This window comes from Rhodococcus sp. NPDC057014, from assembly GCF_042673295.1.
Taxonomy (GTDB): domain Bacteria; phylum Actinomycetota; class Actinomycetes; order Mycobacteriales; family Mycobacteriaceae; genus Rhodococcus_F.
Genome location: NZ_JBHUSF010000175.1, coordinates 1 through 17836, shown reverse-complemented (window position 1 = coordinate 17836; position 17836 = coordinate 1). Strand labels below are relative to the sequence as shown.

Here is a 17836-nt window from a genome sequence, read left to right as displayed (position 1 = left end):
TCCTTGCCGTGCTCGGATTTCAGATCCAGCACGATCGATTCCTTGTTCCGGTTCGCCGACATGAAGTACGACGACTGCGGGTCGTCCTGCGGCCCGACGAACGGCGGCCCCCAGGTGCGGGAGTCGTCGCCGGTGCCCGGGGCTTCGACCTTGATCACGCGGGCGCCGAGATCACCGAGCATCATCGCAGCGATCGGCCCGGCCAGTGCCCGGGAGACGTCGAGCACGAGGATGTCGTTCAGAGGTCCGACAGTCATGATGCGTTCCCTCCTCAGAGTGTGCGCAGGCGCACGTTGACCTGCTTGGTCTGGGTGAATCCGGCGATCATGCCCTCGAGGGACACCTCACGGCCGAGGCCGCTCTGCTTGTATCCGCCGTACGACTGGCCGACCAACTGGCCGCCACCCTGGTTGACCTGCACCCACCCGGTTTCGAGGGCGTGGGCCGTGGACAGGGCCAGGTCGAGGTTGTGCGTCCACACGTACGCGGCCAGACCGTAGTGCGAGTCGTTGGCCATCGCGACGACGTCGGCGTGGTCGTTCCACGGGATCGCGACCAGGGCGGGGCCGAAGATCTCCTCCCGGGACAGTCGCCAGGTGTTGTCGGCGCCGGAGAAGACGGTCGGGCCCATGTAGTAGCCGTCGGTGTTGCCGATCGTGTCGGGGGAGCCGTCGAGGACGGTGGAGACCTTCGTCGAGCTCAGGCCGTCCTCGAGGAATCCATTCACCGACGCGAACTGCTTGTCGTTGATGATGGCGCCCATGTCCGTCGACTCGTCCAGCGGGTTACCGACTTTCAGGCCGGCGAGGGTGGTGACGAGTCGGTCGAGGACCTGGTCGTAGATGTCCTGGTGCAGGAACAGCCGGGATCCGGCGGTGCAGCTCTGGCCCTGCCGGTGCACCCGGGTCGAGAGCAGCAGCTGGTTGATGAAGTCGTCGTCGACGTCGACGTCGGGGAACACGATGGAGGGGTTCTTGCCGCCGAGTTCGAGGGAGACGTGCGCCAGGCGGCCACCGGCTTCGCGGGCCACGTGGCGACCGACCTCGGTGGAACCGGTGAACGACACCTTGTGGACATCCGGGTGCTGCACGAGCGCCTCCCCGGCCACCGACCCGGATCCGGTGATGACGTTGAGGACACCGGCTGGCAGGTATTCGGCGCAGATCTCGGCGAGCAGCAGGACGCTGAGCGGTGCGGCCTCGGCGGCCTTGACGACGACGGTGTTGCCGGCGACGAGGGCCGCGGGGATCTTGAAGCCGGCGATCATCAGCGGGGAGTTCCAGGGCAGGATGGCGCCGATGACACCGAGCGGTTCCTGCCGGGAGTACTGCAGCTGGTCGTCGCCTGCGGGCAGCACGGTGCCCTTGATCTCACCGGCGACGCCGGCGAAGTAGCGGAACAGGTTCGCCAGGGTGGTGACCTCGGGGCGGGCCTGGGTGCGCAGCGCGTTGCCGGTATCGAGGGCGGTGAGGCGTGCGAGTTCCTCGGAGCGGGCATCGATGGCGTCGGCGATCTTCGCCAGGATCCGGGCTCGTGCGGTGAAGTGCTGGGAACGCCACTGCGGGAACGCCTTGTTCGCCGCGCGGACCGCCCGATCGACGTCCTCGGCGCTCGACGACGGGACGCGGCCGATCACGTGCTCACGCAGGATCGGGGTCGTCACGTCTCGCCATTCGCCGGAGCGGGCTTCCACCCAACTGCCGTCGACGAACATGGGATAGTCGCGGGTTTCGGGAATCTGGAGATCAGCGAGTGTGGGCTGTGTGGAGGTCATGTCGGAATCTCCTTGAAATACGGTTAGGTCTGCCGGGGTGCAGGGAAAGTGCTAGGTGGATGGAGCGACGCTTCCGCGCTCGGACAGCGCGTCGATCGCGTGGGTGTAGACGTCGTCGACGTCACCGTCCGCATCGACCGACAGCAGCAGTGCCGAGTAGTAGTCGAGCAGCGGGCGGGTTTCGTCGTGATAGACGCGCAGACGTCGACGGATGATGTCCTCGGTGTCGTCGGCGCGTCCGCGGGCCAGCATCCGCCCGACGACGGCATCGTCCGCTATCGAAAAATCCAGAACAGCGTTGATCTGGATCAGCTGCTCGCCCAGGAATTCGTCGAGGGCGATCGCCTGAGCCACGGTGCGGGGGAAGCCGTCCAGAATGAACCCGGCGGTCGTGTCGTCGTCGGCGAGTCGCTCCACCACCATCCCGATGGTGACCTCGTCCGGCACCAGTTCGCCCGCATCGAGGAACGACTTCGCTCGCCGCCCCAGTTCCGTGCCCTGCGCGATGTGGCTACGGAACAGTTCGCCGGTCGAGATGTGGGGGAGCTGCAGTGCCGACGAAAGTGACTGCGCCTGAGTTCCTTTGCCTGCTCCCGGCGGTCCAGTCAGAATGATGCGCACGGGTCATGCCTTCGCGTCGAGGGCGCCGGAACGGATCGCCGTCACGATCGCGGAGAAGTCGCGGCCCGGGCCGTCCTGAGCGACGAACTGTTCGTACAGTTCGGTCGCGCGCCGTCCGAGCGAAGTGTCCACCCCGTTGTCGGTTGCGGCGGCCTGCGCGAGGCGAAGATCCTTGAGCATCAACGCACTCCCGAATCCGCCGGCGTAGTCGCGGTTGGCGGGGCTGGTCGGCACCGGCCCGGGGACCGGGCAGTTGGTCGTCAGTGCCCAGCACTGACCGGACGCGGTCGACGAGACATCGAACAGTGCCTGGTCGGTCAGGCCCAGCTTGGCGCCCAGCGCGAAAGCTTCGCTGACGGCGATCATGGAGATTCCCAGGATCATGTTGTTGCAGATCTTCGCGGCCTGACCGGCGCCGGCGTCGCCGCATCGGACGATGCGGGACCCCATGGCATCGAGGAACGTGGCGGCCCGGTCCACCGCATCGGCCGGACCACCGACCATGAACGTGAGGGTTCCACCGTCCGCGCCGACGGTGCCGCCGGAGACGGGGGCGTCCACTGCACGGTGCCCGGCGGTGACGGCGAGTTCGGCGGCCGCCCGCGCATCGGCGACGTCGATCGTCGAGCAGTCGAGGAACAGGGTTCCCGCCCGCGCAGCCGGGACCAGGTCGGCGTAGACGTCGAGCACGTGCTTGCCGCTGGGCAGCATCGTGATGATCACGTCGGCATCCTCGGAGGCGGCGACAGCACTGTCAGCGAAGGCGATTCCGTGTGCTTTCGCCTTCTCCGCGGCCGCCGGGGAGGGATCGAATCCGACGACCGTGTGGCCGGCTCGCGTCAGATTCGTGGCCATACCCAGGCCCATGTTTCCGAGCCCGAGGAAAGCGATCTTGCTCATCTGTACTCCTTGTGGTTGCCGACGTTCCACGCACGGGGCATCGATCCGAACAACAGGTCGTGGAGCCCCGGGGAAGCGGGCCGCTGTGCGTCGCTCTCCGCCGGGAACGGTTTCGAGTGTGCCCGCGCGGGGACGATCGTGGAATCACCGAACCTGCAAGGGGGATGTGCAAAATTGCATCGCCGCGGTCGTTCGGGCTTGACATACGTCACATCTTCGCGGAATATTGCCCTGCAACTTAGATCGTTCTAAGTCCGAGGTGCTGGGAACTTGGAACGATCTCAATCACTGGCCTTACGTGGTGGTCGCGTCTCGGATGCGACGGCCCGCGGGATCGGCCGCGCCCTGCGCTCGGATCCCGGCGATAGGAGACAGTTTCATGCGCTCAACAACTGACACCCCTGCCCCGACGTCTGCGCTACCGGCGGATCGTCCCGGACCGCACTCGCGTCGTCTCGGCCTCGTGGTCGTCGTCGCGACGTTCGGTGGCCTGCTCTTCGGGTACGACACCGGCGTCATCAACGGTGCGCTCGCCCCGCTGAAGGAAGATCTCGGGTTGTCCTCGTTCACCGAGGGTTTCGTGGTGAGCATCCTGATCATCGGCGCCGCCTTCGGAGCCCTTGCCGGGGGGTACTTCTCGGACCGCTACGGACGCCGCCACAACATCCTGGTCCTCGCGATCGTCTTCGTCATCGGGACGCTGGGGTGTGTGGTGGCCCCGTCGTGGCAGGTCCTCGCCGTGTTCCGGTTCATCCTCGGGTTGGCGGTCGGCGGGGCCTCCGCGACCGTCCCGGTCTACCTCGCCGAGGTCGCCCCGACCGAGCGTCGCGGCGGAATCGTCTGCCGCAACGAGGTGATGGTCGTCGTCGGCCAACTCGCGGCGTTCGTCGTCAACGCTGTCATCTTCAACGTCTGGGGCGAGAGCGTGGACGGCATCTGGCGGCTGATGCTCCTCGTGGCGGTGCTGCCCGCGATTGCCCTGTTCGTAGGGATGCTGCGGATGCCGGAAAGCCCTCGGTGGCTGGTCTCTCGCGGTCGCGAGAACGACGCCCTCGCGGTGCTGCGGCAGATCCGGTCTCCCGAGCGGGCCGAGGCCGAGATGGACGAAGTCCGCAGGCTCGCGGCCGAGGAGGAGCAGACGAAGACCGCGGGCACCATCGACCTGGGGGTGCGCTGGATCCGCCGGCTCGTCCTGATCGGTGCGGGTCTGGGTATCGCCCAGCAGTTCACCGGCATCAACTCGATCATGTACTACGGCACGCAGTTGCTCGCCGACGCCGGGTTCTCCGCCAGTTCGGCGATCATCGCCAACACGTTCAACGGGGTGTTCAGCGTGATCGGCATGACCATCGGCCTGCTGCTGATGAACAAGATCGACCGCCGGAAGATGCTGATCGCCGGTTTCGTCGCCACGACGACTTTTCATCTGCTGGTCGGGCTTTCGGCGCGGCTGCTGCCCGACGGTGACGCCAAGTCGTACCTGATCCTCACGTTCGTCGTGCTGTTCGTGTTCTCGATGCAGGCCACGATCGGCCCGCTGGTGTGGGTCATCCTGTCCGAGATCTTCCCGCTGAAGATCAGAAGTCTGGCCATCGGTGTCAGCGTGTTCGCGCTGTGGATCGCCAATGCCGTGGTGGCGTGGGCATTTCCGCCGGTCGTGCAGGCGCTGGGCATCGCCAACACCTTCTTCGCGTTCGCGATCCTGGGGGTCGGCGCGATCTGGTTCGTGGCCCGCGCGGTTCCGGAAACGCGCGGCACGTCCCTCGAGGAGCTCGAGGAACGGTTCAGCCGTCAGTACGCGTGAGACGGGCGGGGGCGGTGGATCCCCGGACCACCAGGTGCGGGGACAGCGAGAACACGCGGGGCTCGGGGTCGACTTCCCTTCCGCCGTCGAGACGTTCGACGACGCTGGTGACCGCGAGCCGGACGAGTTGCTCGGCGTCCTGGCGGACGGTGGTCAGATCGACGTGCGCGAGACGGGCGAGCCGGCTGTCGTCGTATCCGACGATCGAGACCTGCCCGGGGACGTCGACGCCGGATCGGCGCAGTTCGTCGAGGACGCCGACCGCGCACTGGTCGTTGCCCGCGACCACGGCGGTCGGCAGTTCACCGCCGTCGAGGAGGGTGCGCGCGGCCGCGGACCCGGACTGTTCGGTGTAGTCGCCGGGCAGGACCCGCGCCTGCTGTTCGAGTCCGTGGGAGCGCATCGCATCGAGGTAGCCGGCCCGCCGCTCGGCGGCGCCGGGGCGGTCGCCGCCGTCGATGTGCACGATGTCGCGGTGGCCGAGGGACACGAGGTGATCGACCGCCAGGCGCGCGCCCTCGTCGTCCGCGGTGTGCACGGCGTCGAACTGCGTTCCCTTCGGGGGGCGGCCGATCTCGACCACCGGCAGTTGACTGCCGAAGTCGGTGGCGCCGGCCTCGCTGGCGCCGAGAAGGATCACTGCCGCGCACCGGGACGCGGTGAGCGCCTCGAACGCGCGGTGCTCGTCCCGGCTGGGGACGACGGCACTGAGCACGACGTTGTAACCGGCGTCCTCGGTGGCGGCGTAGATGCTCTCGATCAGGTCGGCGTGGAACGGGTCGTGCGCGCTGAACATCACCCCGAGCAGGCGACTCTGCCTGCGCCGCAGGGCCTGCGCGGCGACGTCGGGGCGGTACCCGAGTTCCGCCGCGGCGGCGCGCACCCGCTCGCGCGATGCGGCGCTCGGGCCCGGCGCGTCCCGGATGACCAGCGACGCGGTGGCGCGTGAGACGCCCGCGCGCTTGGCGACATCGACCAGCGTCGGCCGTCGCTCGGCGCGGGCCTGCGCCGAACCGGGCTGCGTCTCGGGCGTCGGTACCGGCATGAAACCTCCCAGCGCTGTCCGCGGCAGGAATTTCCCGCCGCAGCGGTTCCCAGTATAGAACGATCTAAATTTCCTCTTGACGGGTGAGACCCAACCCACACATACTGTGAGAACCACGCCGTTTAGAACGATCTAAGTAGGAGAATTCCATGCACTTCGCCCTGATCGGATGCGGGCGCATCGGACGCGTCCACGCCGAGTCGATCGCGCTGCATCCGCGGGCCGAACTCACCCGGGTCTGCGACGCCGTGGAGGCGTCCGCCCGTGAGGTGGCCGACCGGTTCGGCGGTGTTCCCGGCTCCGACGTCGACGCCGTGCTCGCCGACCCGGCCATTGACGCGGTGGTCGTCGCGTCGCCCACACCGACCCACGTCGACCTGCTCGCGCGGGCGGTGGAGGCAGGCAAGGCCGTGCTGTGCGAGAAGCCGATCGACCTCGACCTGGCGCGGGTCGACGAATGCCGCACGCGCATCGGGGCGGCCGAGTCGAGGGTGATGGTCGGATTCAATCGCCGCTTCGACCCCTCGTTCCGCGCGGTGCGCGAGCGGGTGGCGGGCGGGGAGATCGGCCGGCTCGAGCAGCTGATCATCGTCAGCCGGGACCCGGCGCCGTCTCCTGCCGCATACCTCGCCGGCTCGGGAGGGTTGTTCCGCGACATGACGATTCACGACTTCGACATGGCACGGTTCTTCCTCGGCGACGTCGTCGAGGTCTCGGCGATGGGCAGCAACCTGGTCGCCGACTACATCGCCGAACTCGGCGACATCGACGGGGCGGTGGTGACGCTGCGCGGCGCCGACGGGGCGCTGTGCCACATCACCAACAGCCGCCGCTGCACGTTCGGCTACGACCAGCGCCTCGAGGCCTTCGGGTCGCTCGGGATGCTGTCCGTGGACAACCTGCGCCCGGACGGGGTGCGCGCGTTCACCGCGCAGAGCACCGAGAGCGCGGCCCCTTACCTGGACTTCTTCCTGGACCGCTACACCCCGGCCTATCGTGCCGAGCTCGACCACTTCGTGCAGTCGATTCTCGACGACTCGGCGCCCGAACCCGGATTCGAGGACGGCCGCGCCGCACTGGTGCTGGCCGACGCGGCCGAGGAGAGCCTGCGGACCGGGCGTGCGGTCGCCGTCGACGCGGCCGCCGCGACCACGGCAGAGGGACGGCGATGAGCGCGGTCCGCTGGGGAATGCTCTCGACCGCGGGGATCGGCCGGGTGGCCGCCGCCGCGATGGCGTCCTCGCCGCACGCGGAACTGGTCGCCGTCGGCGGCCGCGACGCCGGCCGGGCACGTCGCTATGCCGACGAGATCGGCGTTCCCACCAGCTTCGGCTCCTACGAGGAAGTGCTCGCCTGCGACGACGTCGAGGCCGTGTACATCCCGGTGCCGATCTCGATGCACACCGAGTGGACCGTCAAGGCGCTCGAGGCCGGCAAGCACGTGTTGTGCGAGAAGCCGTTCGCGGTCACCGCCGCCGACGCCGAGCGATGCTTCGATGCCGCCGAGGCCGCCGACCGGTTGTGCATCGAGGGCCTGATGTACCGGCACCACCCGCAGACTCGGCTGGTGCAGCGCCTGATCGCCGACGGCGCGATCGGCCGGCTCGCGCACGTGCGCGCCGCGTTGACCGTGTCGGTCGACCCCGGAGACATCCGGCGCACCACCGCCCTCGGCGGGGGAGCGTCCCTGGACCTGGGCTGCTACTGCGTCAGCGCGATCCGGCTGCTCGCCGGACACCCGACCCGGGTGCACGCCGCCCGCGTCCTCGACACCGCCCCCGGCGCCGAAGGCGGCGATCTGCGCCTGGCCGCCACCCTGGAGATGCCCGACGACGTCCTCGCTCAACTCGATGTCGCACTGGACTTCCCGCGCCGCGACGAACTCGAGGTCATCGGCACGAAGGGCAAGATCACCGTCCCCGACCCCTGGCTGTGCCGCCCCGGCTACATCGAGCTCGAGGTCGACGGCCACACCCGCCGCCTGGACGTCGACCCCGACAACAAGTACGCGCTGACCCACGCCGAGGACCCGGAGAACACCGACGCGTACCGCATCGAGTTCGACGCGGCCTCGCACGCCATCCGCCACGGCGAGACCCCGCTCTTCGGCCGCGCCGACGCGATCGATCAGGCGGCCGTCGTGGACGCCGTCCGCCGGGCCGCCGAACTCGGCAGGCCCGTCACCCCCGCCCCGTCCGCCGCAGACCCCGCGCTGACGGCGCGCTCCTGAGGAGAGATCGAATGACCATGCGCATTGGCATCGTCGGATGCGGCAACGTCGCCCTGAACTTCCACGTCCCCGCCTACCAGGCCGCGCCGGAACAGTTCACCATCACCGCGCTGGCCGACCCCACGCCCGAGCGGCTCGAACTCGGCCGTGCGAGTACCGGACTCGCACCGCACCAGGTGCACGCGGACGCCCTCGAACTGCTCGCCCGCGACGACGTCGACGTCGTCGACGTGTGCACCCCGCAGCACCTGCACCGCGACCTGGTGGTCGCCGCAGCTGCCGCCGGCAAGCACGTCCTCTGCGAAAAGCCCTTGGCTGCAACCCCTGCCGACGCCGCGGCCATGGTCGAGGCGGCCGACGCCGCCGGCGTCGTGCTCGGGGTGGTGCACAACTACCTGTTCTTCCCCGAGATCGTCGCCGCCCGCACACTCATCGACACCGGGACGATCGGCGAGGTGCGGGGCGTCGTCGTCGACATGCTCGGTGTCGTCGACTCGCCCGGCGCCGCCGGATACCGCCCGCAGTGGCGCCACGACCCGGCCGCCGCCGGTGGCGGGGTGCTGATGGACATGCTGCACGGGGTCTACCTCGCCGAGCACCTCGTCGTCGAACCCGTCGAACGGGTTTCGGCGTACGTCGACGCGGCGACACCCGGCGACGCGGTCGAGGGACTGGCCCTGTGCCGCCTCGAAACCGCGGACCGTGCGGCACTGGTCAACATCGGCTGGGGCCAGGGACCCGGCGGCATCCGGATCACCGGCGGCAAGGGACGCCTCGTCCTGCGGTACCGCGACGAGGGCACCATGCCGTGGGCGCCGTTCGAATCGATGACCCTCACCACGGAGACCGGCACCGAAACCGTCGACGTCCCCGCCGGTCAGGAACTCGCCCCGCTGATCTCCGCCGCGCTGCACTCCACCGTCGTCGACTTCGCCGACGCCGTGAACTCCGGGCGGGCCCCGGCCGCACCCGGACGGGACGCGCTGCGCACCCTCGAAGCCACCGTCGCCGCCTACACGTCCGCGGCGCTCGGCACCACCATCGGTCTCCCGCTGCCCGTCGACGGCCCCACGCACCGCCGCGGCGTCGTCGGTCTCGCCGACCTCGACGTCCCCGAATCGTCCCCCGTCCGTCGCCGGAGCCTGTTCGGCCTCACCCCCGAAGGAGCCTGACATGCAGATCGGCCTGCTCACCGACAGCCTGTCGACGCTGACTCGCGCCGAAGCCCTCGACACCGCAGCCGAACTCGGCATCGAGACCGTCGAGATCGGTCTCGGTGGCCCCCACGGCGGGTGGTCGCCCGCCCCGCACGCAGACCTGGCCGAACTGCTCGCAGACCCCGGCGCCCGGGCGGGGCTGCAGCGCGACATCACGTCCCGCGGTCTGCGACTCGAAGCCCTCAACGCCGCGGGCAACCCGCTGCACCCGGTGAACGGTGCCGCCGACGACCACATCCTGCGCAGCGCACTGCACTTGGCCGAGGAGTTCGAGGTCGACACCGTGGTGGCGATGTCGGGTCTACCGGCGGCACCCGGCGACCGCTTTCCGGCCTGGATCACGACGGTGTGGCCGCCGGAGAATCTGGAACTGCTCGACCACCAGTGGTCGGTCGCCGTCGACTACTGGGGCCGGATCGCCGACGAGGCCCGACGGCGCGGGGTCCGGTTGGCGATCGAGATGCACGCCAACCAACTCGTATACAGCGTGCCGGGACTGCTGCGCCTGCGTGAGGCCGTCGGCGACACGCTCGGCGCGAACTTCGATCCCTCCCATCTGATGTGGATGGGAGCCGATCCGATCGCCGCGATCGGCGCGCTCACCGGTGCGATCCACCACGTGCACGCCAAGGACACCCGCATGGAAGACCGTGCCGCCGTCGCGTCACGGCTCGAGACCACCCCCAACGAGCGGACCGGGGAGCGGGCCTGGAACTACGTGGCGGTCGGCACCGGCCACCCACAGGGAGTCGAATTCTGGGCCGCGTTCGTCGACGCGCTCCGGGACGCGGGCTACTCCGGACCGCTCTCGATCGAGAACGAGGACTACACCCTCGGTCAGCGCGAGTCCGTCGCCCTCGCCGTCGACACCCTCGAATGCGCTCGCAGCGCAGCGACGGTCACCGGGTAAGTCAGCCGGAGACTTCGACATACGACGCCAGGTTGGCAAGCGAGGACGCGATGCCGGCCTCGTGGTCCGCTTGGCTGATGCCCGGTGGCACGTCCGTGGCGGTGACGGTCACCTCGGTCCCGCCATCGGTCGGGGTGAGTTGCCAGGTCATCGTCATGGTGCCCGCGAACGACGGGTCGTCGGCCTCGAACACCGCCTGCTGCACCACCCGCTCCGGCGGCACCAGGGCGGCGAACCCGACGTCGACGACATCCGTCGCCGCCGAACTCTTGCCGGGGCTGTCGGCGGGATCGAGGTAGGTGAGGACCATCCGGAACCCGCCACCCGGCCGAGGGTCCCACCGCTCGATCCGACCCCGCATGCCCTCCGGCGGCAGCCAGGCCTCGACGGATTCCCGATCGAGCAGGGCGTCGTACACGGTCGTCGGTGATGCCGCGATCACCCGGCTGGCGCGGTCGGTCCTTCCCATGGGCCGAGTCTAGGGCGGAGTACCCGCGAACTCGGCGGTATCGGGTGAGCTGTCACCAAGGTGACCGACCGCGCGTCTCGAGGCAGGCTGCCCGATCCTCGATGCGGACCGACGTCACCGGTGCGATCGGCGAGGACCGTCGCGGTTTCCATCAGAGGGTAGATTCACAGTGATGTTGTGACGACGATCTCACGTCGTCGCAGCAAACTCGCAAGACTGTGACTGGTGTGATGGTTGAGGATGGTCGGTTGAAGACACGGCAAGACGACACCATGAAACGTGATCTGAGTGCGGTCGGATTGACGGAGGCTCACGAGATCGGCAGTGGTGGATTCGGGGTGGTCTATCGGTGTCTGCAACCCTCCTTGGACCGAACGGTCGCGGTCAAAGTACTCATCGGTTCGATCGACGACGAGAATCGGGCCCGATTCTTCCGCGAGCAGCGTGCGATGGGGCGCCTGACCGGCCACCCGAACATCGTGAATGTCCTCCAGGTGGGTTCCACATCGAGCGGGCACCCGTTCATCGTCATGCCCTATCACCCGTTGGACTCGTTGGAAACATTGATCCGGGACGACGGTCCACTACGTCCCGATCAGGTGTTGAGAGTCGGGGTCCGAATCGCCGGTGCGGTGGAGACCGCTCATCGGCTCGGGATCCTGCACCGCGATATCAAGCCCAGTAATATCTTGCTTTCGAGCTACGGCGAGCCGGCGCTCACCGACTTCGGAATCGCGCACATCGTGGGCGGGTTCGAGACTTCGAAAGACACGATTACGGCTTCGCCTGCGTTTGCGGCTCCGGAGATCCTTAGAGGTGATCCACCGACCCCGGCGTCGGACATCTACAGCATCGGCGCGACCCTCTTCTGCGCGTTGACAGGCCACGCGGCGTTCGAACGCCGATCAGGAGAGAAGGTCGTGGCGCAATTCGTCCGGATCGCGCGGAATCCTCTTCCCGACCTGCGCGAACACGGAATTCCGGACGATATCGCCGGAGTGATCGAACACGCCATGGCACGCGATCCTCATGACCGTCCAGGCACCGCTGTCGACTTCGGTGACGAACTACGCGCCGTCCAAGCGCGGAACGGCATGGACGTCGATGAGATGGCGCTCCTGGGGGAGCAGCCAGTGGCGCCGCTCGGGCGACGCGATGCCATTTCGACAGAGTCCACCGAGGACACAGGCCGCCGAACCGCGCGTCAGAGTCGCGCCGGAAATCTGCCCCTGGAGTTGACCAGCTTCGTCGGCCGCCAGGTCGAGCTGTCCGACGCGAAATCTATGTTCGACACCGCGCGGCTCGTGACGTTGACGGGGATCGGAGGAGTCGGGAAAACACGGCTCGCGTTGCGACTCGCCGCCGACATGCGGAAGAAGTTTCCGCACGGTGTCTGGCTGGCGGAGTTCGGCGAAGTCTTGGATGAGTCCGTCCTCATCGACGTAATCGCCAGAGCCCTCGGTTTGCGAACTGGTCACACGGATCCGATGGACGAGATCGTCCAGTTTCTGATCGATCGGAAGTTGCTGATCGTGCTGGACAACTGCGAGCACGTGATAGCGCCGGTAGCGCGATTTGCAGAGACGATTCTTCGAACCTGCCCCGAGGTCTCGATCCTGACGACGACTCGCGAGCCTCTGAACATTGCCGGTGAGTCCGTCTTGCGGGTGCCATCCCTGAGTACTCCCGCCGTGGACCATGAGCCCGCATTGATGGCATCACCGAACTACGACGCGGTCGCGTTGTTCGAGGAACGTGCCGCCGACGCCGTGCCGGGATTCGAGCTTTCCGATGACAACATCGACACCGTTGTGCAAATCTGCCGTCAACTCGACGGCCTGCCCCTACCCCTCGAATTGGCGGCTGCGCAGTTGCGGGCGATGTCCCTCGCGCAGATCGCTCAGCGGCTGACCGACCGATACAAGCTGCTCACCCATGGAAACCGTGCGGCACCGGCTCGTCAGCGCACCCTTCTCCTCTGCGTCGAGTGGAGTTACGACCTGTGCTCGGTGCTGGAACGGCAGATATGGATCAATCTGTCGGTGTTCGTCGGCATCATCGAACTCGACGCGGGAGAGGGCATCTGCGAGGAGATCGATCGAGACGAGCTGCTCGACGGCATCTTCTCGCTCGTCGACAAGTCGATTCTCATCCGGGATGAGCACGGAAACGCTGTCGGATTCCGAATGTTGGAGACGATCCGTGAATTCGGGCGAGTGAAAGCCCGCGAATCCGGCGATCACGCGAAACTTCGGCGTCGGCATCATGATTGGTATCGCCAGTTGGTACTCGATGCCGAGAGCGATTGGATCAGCGTCAGGCAGCTCGAATGGATTGCCCGACTCGGCCGGGAACAGTCGAATCTTCGTGAGGCGATCGAGTTCGCGGTACTCGAGTCCGACGAACGAATGAACGGGTCCGCGCTCGAGATTACGGCGGCACTGTTTCCGTTCTGGCTTTCCCGCAACCTGCTCAGTGAGGGGAGATTCTGGCTCGATCGCGCCCTGGAAACACGACCTGTGTGCGCGTCGGCAGATCGAGTCAAAGCCCTGTACGCCAACAGTGTGCTCGCTGAACTGCAGGGCGACCTTTCCGCCGGTTCGAACCTTGTCTCCCAGGGCGAGTTGCTGGTCGCCGAGATGTCAGATCCCGTCAGTGATGCCCGAATTGCCCACGCCAGGGGAATTCTCGAGCTCTACAGCGGCAATATGCTGCAGGCGTCCGAGCGGCTCGAAGAAGCTCTCCAGACCTTCGGCGAACATGCGGAGGTCGGAGTGCGTGTATGGATTCTGATGATGCTGGGGCTGGCTTACGAATTGGGTGGCAACAACGAGCGGGCGATCGCGTGCCACAACGAGGTACTCCGCATCACCGAGGCACGCGGCGAATCGGTTTACCGCTCGTACTCGTTGTGGGGTATCGGTATCGCGGTGCTCAGGCAAGGAGATACTGTTCGCGCAGAGCAATATATGCGCGAGTGCCTGCAGTTCTGCCGTCTGATCGACGAGCCGCTCGTCACAGCGTTGTGTCTGGAAGTTCTGGCGTGGATCTCTGGTCGGAACAGCGACTTCGACCGAGCCGCCCTGCTGTTGGGCGCGGCGGAGTCGCTTGGATCTGCAGTGGGAAGCTCGCCTCTATTGTTCGAGGAACTTCGCAGTCACCACACCGAGTGCGAGGCATCGACTCGCAGCAGCCTAGGCGAACGAGGTTTTCGATCGCGGCACCGCAAAGGCTCGCGGTTGGGTGCGAAGGAAGCCATCAAGCTGGCTCTCAGCGAGTCCTAGGCGATCTCGCCCGGGCCGATCACTGGCCGTACATCTCCCAGGTCAAGGCCTGGTTCATCACCTGAGGGTGCTTTCGCTCGAAGAAGGCGCGGGTGTCGCGCATGTGCTCGCTCATGGCATCCCGTGCGCGGTCACCGTCTCCGTCTTCGATTGCTTCGCAAATCTCATCGTGAATCACCGCAACCTGCTTGCGTGAGGCCTTGCTGTACACAACGCCCAAGCGTGCGCCGTCGATGATCCAGTCGAGCGAATTGAGGAAGTAGGAGATCAGCGGATTCCGTGCTCCCTCGGCGATCAACTCGTGGAACCTGTGGTTCTCATAGAGAAACGAATCTTCGTCGGAGAGGTTCGCGCGCATGGCGTCGACCGATTGGCGGAGTCCGTCGATGACCCGATCATCACCGTTCTGCGCGCAGAGGGATGCAGCGATGGGCTCGATGTATTCACGGGTCTCCAACACGGATCGAAAAGGAGTGTCCGAGAACTGCATCAGGAGGGCAAGCGTGCTCGCCAGGTGCCGTGAGTCCGGCAGTCCTACGGTAGGCCCGCCTCCTCGGCCCGGGCGGATCACAATCACGCCCTGCTGCTCCAGCACACGTAGTGCCTCACGAAGAGTGCTTCTCGCGACGCCGAAAGTTTCGTACATGTCCGATTCGACCGGCAGGGGGTCGCCTGGCTTCAGGCCTTGTTCCTGAATCATGTGCACGATGCGCTGAGCGACCATCTCGGCGCGTTTGAGGGGCATTGCGGGAAGGCGTGTCAGTGGGGTGACGTCCCGGAACATTGGCAGGATCTGGGTGACGGTCTCGCCTGTTGCAGACGGGCGAGCGGAGCGTGTGCGACTACTGGCCGTAGCCGACCCCGTCACCTTTTTACCTGGCATATGTTCATCATACATTCGGGACCCCTCTCTCATGGGTGCTGCCCCGGCGTCGAGTCCGCCGCCGCCGAGGGTGCCGGCCGAACGTTGATCCCGGCCGGGGGTTGACGGAGTGCCTTTTTGGCAGTAAACATAATTATGTTATGTATCTAATGCTGTGTTCCGGCTAGTTGGTACCCGAGACCGGCACCTGCCGAGGCGTGATCAGAACCGACACGGAGTCGCTGTCGAGTTCGAAGGGAGTTGGCATGCGAACTTATCGGCCGCATCCGCAACAATCGGGGCGGGCCTGGGAGGTCGCCGATGTGAGGGTGCTGCAACCGCTGCTCCTCGCAGGCACTCACGCTGTGGTGACAGGCGCCGGAAGCGGTATCGGGCAGGAAATTTGCGTTCGTCTGGTCGAGCTCGGGGCGACGGTGACGGGGATCGGTCGTAACGAGTCCGCGCTGCAGCGGACAGCGGAGCTTGTGGGAAGTGCGCAGGGCAGCTTCCGGTGGTTCTCGGCCGATGTTCGAGACTGCGCGCAGGTTCGATCCATCATCTCCGAGGCGTCGGCCGAGTTGGGCATCGATCTTCTCGTCAACAACGCGGGCGGACAGTTCTACGCTGAGGCAGAGCAGATCTCCGACAACGGATTCCGCGCCGTGGTCGATCTGAACCTCAATGCGGTATTCACCGTCATCTCCGAAGCCAAGCAGTTTCTGGCCAGGCGAGGCGGCAGCATCGTGAACATCTCCCTTTCGGGTGTCGAGCGGGGGAGCGTGGGCCTCGCGCACTCGCTGGCGGCCCGCGCGGGCGTGCTGGCGATGACGAAGACACTGGCACTGGAGTGGGCTCATCTCGGTATTCGTGTCAATTGCCTAGCGCCGGGGGTAGTGATTTCCGACTCGCTGCCCGACGATATTGCCTCATCCCTACGGGATCACGTCGTTCCCGAATCCGTGCCGGCCGGCAGGCCCACCCCGACCGCGGACGTCGCCGAACTCGTCGCGTTCATCGCGTCACCGGCGGGTCGGATGATCACCGGGCAACTGTTGCAGATCGACGGCGCCGCGCATCTCGGACGCGGTTTGCACATGGTCGACGAATGGCCGCCGGCGGAGGAGAGTTGCGACGAATCGCGACGATGACATCCTCGCATTCGCCGTCACGTGGTGTTGCGCCCGCTGAGTCAAAAGAACCGGTTGTGCCGAAAGTGATCCGGCACAACCGGTTTTTGCCGGTCGGCTACCCGAAGAAGTCTGATACTCCCGGCACCGGACGTCCCTCGGTGACCAAACTCCATGCCTGATCCCGTCCTGCGTCGACCGCGGTTCGGGTGAGCAACTGATCCCACTGCGAAACGGATCCGAACTCCGAGCGCCATGCGAGTACAGGCAGGGTGTACCGGTGGAGCTCGTGCTCATGTGTCGTGCCAATGGCGCCGTGGACCTGATGGGCACTGCGGACCACTGTCGAGGCGGCATGACCGGCACAGGACTTGGCAACCGCGACGCCGAAGGCAGCGCCGGATGTGTTCCAACCCTCTCGCTCGACTCGGGCGACGGCCGAGTCTGCGGCGGCGCGTGCGAGCGCGGTCTCGGATGCGATTTCGGTGACCAGGCGTTGTACTGCCTGGAACTTCGCGAGCGGCCGGCCGAACTGGACGCGGCTGGACGCGTGCTCTATCGACAACTCGACGATCCGTTCCATCGCCGCGCACGTTTGCACGACGCGTGCGAGGGCCCCTCGCAGGATATAGGTCTCGGCGACGTGGTGCGGGACTGTGGTCCAGTGCGCATTGTCGACGTCGATTGTGACGCGGTCCCGCGGCTCGCCGGCAACATTCTGCGCCGTGGTGATGGTCGCCCGTTCTCTGGCGATGTCGGAGACCATCCACGATGATTCGGTGCGGCGAAGAGCCACCAGAAGTTCGGCGTCGCGTGCCCACGGCACCACGCTCGCCTCCCGTGGGTCGGTGAGCAGGAAGGCTGTTCGCAAGCGACCGTCCATGGGAAGGCCCGCCGTCTCGAGAAGCCATCCGGCCAACAGGTCGTGTTCGGCAATGGGGACGTGGACGGCCGCTGCTGCGGCGGCACCGAGCAGCACCGCAGAGGCGTGCCAGTCAGCACCGCTGCCACCATGGGATTCGCCCCCGGTCAGCCGCGCGAGACCGAGATCGCCGAGTACCGCCCACAGCTTGGGATCGAATGCTGCGGCATGTCCCGGGTGCGGAAGGGCGGTGCGATGGGTCGCGAAGACCGATTCCATCATCTCGACGAGATCCGGATCGACCGTCGTATGTGTGTTCATCAGCGCAGTCCTAGTTCTCGTGCGACAACACCCTCGAGGATCTCATTGGTGCCGCCCCGCAGGGTGAAGCCGGGTCGTTGGACGATCGCCTGGTCGACGAGGCCGGTGAAGAGGTCGGCGTCGAGGCCGCGGGCGTCGCGATTCATGAGGACATCCGCGTAGTCGGCGATGTCGCCTTCGGTGGCGGTGCCCAGCAGTTTGACGGCGGCGGCCGCGCTGTCTGCGGGCTCGCCGCGGTGCAGGGCGCCCGCGACGGCGGAGGACATCTGGTGCAGTCCTGCAATTCGGGCAGTGAGGCGACCCAGGTCGCCGTCGCCCCGAATTCGTTCGGTGCGGACCTGTTCCACCGTTTCGGCGAGTAGGACGAAGGTCGACAGAAAGCGTTCCGGACCGCTGCGCTCGTAGGCGAG

16 protein-coding genes are annotated in these 17836 nt (G+C 66.8%); 7 read left to right on the top strand and 9 right to left on the bottom strand.

The window, feature by feature from the left end; genetic code table 11:
* The 4 genes from ACFTZB_RS28015 to mmsB all read right to left on the bottom strand — a co-directional run.
* On the bottom strand, positions 1-257 hold a 257-nt coding region (locus ACFTZB_RS28015; protein WP_378436211.1), incomplete at its 3' end, for a CoA transferase.
* Between the two features lie 14 nt (positions 258-271).
* Positions 272-1774: an aldehyde dehydrogenase family protein gene (locus tag ACFTZB_RS28010; RefSeq protein ID WP_378436208.1), complete on the bottom strand. Its 1503-nt coding sequence runs from the start codon at positions 1772-1774 to the stop codon at positions 272-274.
* A gap of 51 nt (positions 1775-1825) precedes the next feature.
* Complete coding sequence (locus ACFTZB_RS28005) at positions 1826-2395, bottom strand: adenylate kinase (protein ID WP_378436206.1); 570 nt, start codon at positions 2393-2395, stop codon at positions 1826-1828.
* Between the two features lie 3 nt (positions 2396-2398).
* On the bottom strand, positions 2399-3325 hold the full coding sequence (gene mmsB, locus ACFTZB_RS28000; RefSeq protein ID WP_378436204.1) for a 3-hydroxyisobutyrate dehydrogenase: 927 nt from the start codon (positions 3323-3325) through the stop codon (positions 2399-2401).
* A 349-nt stretch (positions 3326-3674) separates the two neighbouring features.
* Here mmsB and ACFTZB_RS27995 point away from each other — a divergent pair, with 349 nt between their 5' ends.
* The gene (locus ACFTZB_RS27995) at positions 3675-5099 is read left to right on the top strand and encodes a sugar porter family MFS transporter (protein WP_378436202.1); all 1425 of its coding nucleotides are present in this window, start codon (positions 3675-3677) and stop codon (positions 5097-5099) included.
* Here ACFTZB_RS27995 and ACFTZB_RS27990 read toward each other — a convergent pair.
* The gene (locus ACFTZB_RS27990) at positions 5080-6144 is read right to left on the bottom strand and encodes a LacI family DNA-binding transcriptional regulator (protein WP_378436200.1); all 1065 of its coding nucleotides are present in this window, start codon (positions 6142-6144) and stop codon (positions 5080-5082) included. The genes ACFTZB_RS27995 and ACFTZB_RS27990 overlap by 20 nt on opposite strands.
* Before the next feature lie 149 nt (positions 6145-6293).
* Between ACFTZB_RS27990 and iolG the strand changes: the two genes are divergently transcribed.
* Genes iolG through ACFTZB_RS27970 form a run of 4 tightly spaced genes read left to right on the top strand, consistent with a single transcriptional unit; the run spans position 6294 to position 10501 of the window.
* Positions 6294-7316, top strand: a complete 1023-nt coding sequence (gene iolG / locus ACFTZB_RS27985; protein ID WP_378436198.1) for an inositol 2-dehydrogenase — start codon at positions 6294-6296, stop codon at positions 7314-7316.
* Positions 7313-8374 (top strand): Gfo/Idh/MocA family protein, encoded by a 1062-nt coding sequence (locus ACFTZB_RS27980; protein WP_378436196.1) that lies wholly within the window; start codon positions 7313-7315, stop codon positions 8372-8374. The genes iolG and ACFTZB_RS27980 overlap by 4 nt, the downstream gene beginning before the upstream one ends.
* 11 nt (positions 8375-8385) lie before the next feature.
* The gene (locus ACFTZB_RS27975; protein ID WP_378436194.1) at positions 8386-9546 is read left to right on the top strand and encodes a Gfo/Idh/MocA family protein; all 1161 of its coding nucleotides are present in this window, start codon (positions 8386-8388) and stop codon (positions 9544-9546) included.
* Between the two features lies 1 nt (position 9547).
* Complete coding sequence (locus ACFTZB_RS27970; RefSeq protein WP_378436192.1) at positions 9548-10501, top strand: sugar phosphate isomerase/epimerase family protein; 954 nt, start codon at positions 9548-9550, stop codon at positions 10499-10501.
* A 1-nt stretch (position 10502) separates the two neighbouring features.
* On the opposite strand, the gene ACFTZB_RS27965 is transcribed toward ACFTZB_RS27970, so the two are convergent.
* Positions 10503-10970, bottom strand: coding sequence for an SRPBCC family protein (locus ACFTZB_RS27965; RefSeq protein ID WP_378436190.1), 468 nt, complete (start codon positions 10968-10970; stop codon positions 10503-10505).
* A gap of 248 nt (positions 10971-11218) precedes the next feature.
* Between ACFTZB_RS27965 and ACFTZB_RS27960 the strand changes: the two genes are divergently transcribed.
* Positions 11219-14254 carry a protein kinase gene (locus ACFTZB_RS27960; protein ID WP_378436188.1) on the top strand — a complete coding sequence of 1012 codons (3036 nt, stop codon included), beginning with the start codon at positions 11219-11221 and terminating at the stop codon, positions 14252-14254.
* Positions 14255-14273: 19 nt separating this feature from the next.
* On the opposite strand, the gene ACFTZB_RS27955 is transcribed toward ACFTZB_RS27960, so the two are convergent.
* Positions 14274-15152 (bottom strand): FadR/GntR family transcriptional regulator, encoded by an 879-nt coding sequence (locus ACFTZB_RS27955; protein ID WP_378436186.1) that lies wholly within the window; start codon positions 15150-15152, stop codon positions 14274-14276.
* 230 nt (positions 15153-15382) lie between these two features.
* On the opposite strand from ACFTZB_RS27955, the gene ACFTZB_RS27950 reads away from it, so the two are divergent.
* Positions 15383-16264 (top strand): SDR family NAD(P)-dependent oxidoreductase, encoded by an 882-nt coding sequence (locus ACFTZB_RS27950; RefSeq protein ID WP_378436184.1) that lies wholly within the window; start codon positions 15383-15385, stop codon positions 16262-16264.
* A gap of 97 nt (positions 16265-16361) precedes the next feature.
* On the opposite strand, the gene ACFTZB_RS27945 is transcribed toward ACFTZB_RS27950, so the two are convergent.
* Positions 16362-17426: an acyl-CoA dehydrogenase family protein gene (locus tag ACFTZB_RS27945; RefSeq protein ID WP_378436182.1), complete on the bottom strand. Its 1065-nt coding sequence runs from the start codon at positions 17424-17426 to the stop codon at positions 16362-16364.
* On the bottom strand, positions 17426-17836 hold a 411-nt coding region (locus ACFTZB_RS27940; RefSeq protein WP_378436180.1), incomplete at its 5' end, for an acyl-CoA dehydrogenase family protein. The genes ACFTZB_RS27945 and ACFTZB_RS27940, both read right to left, overlap by 1 nt.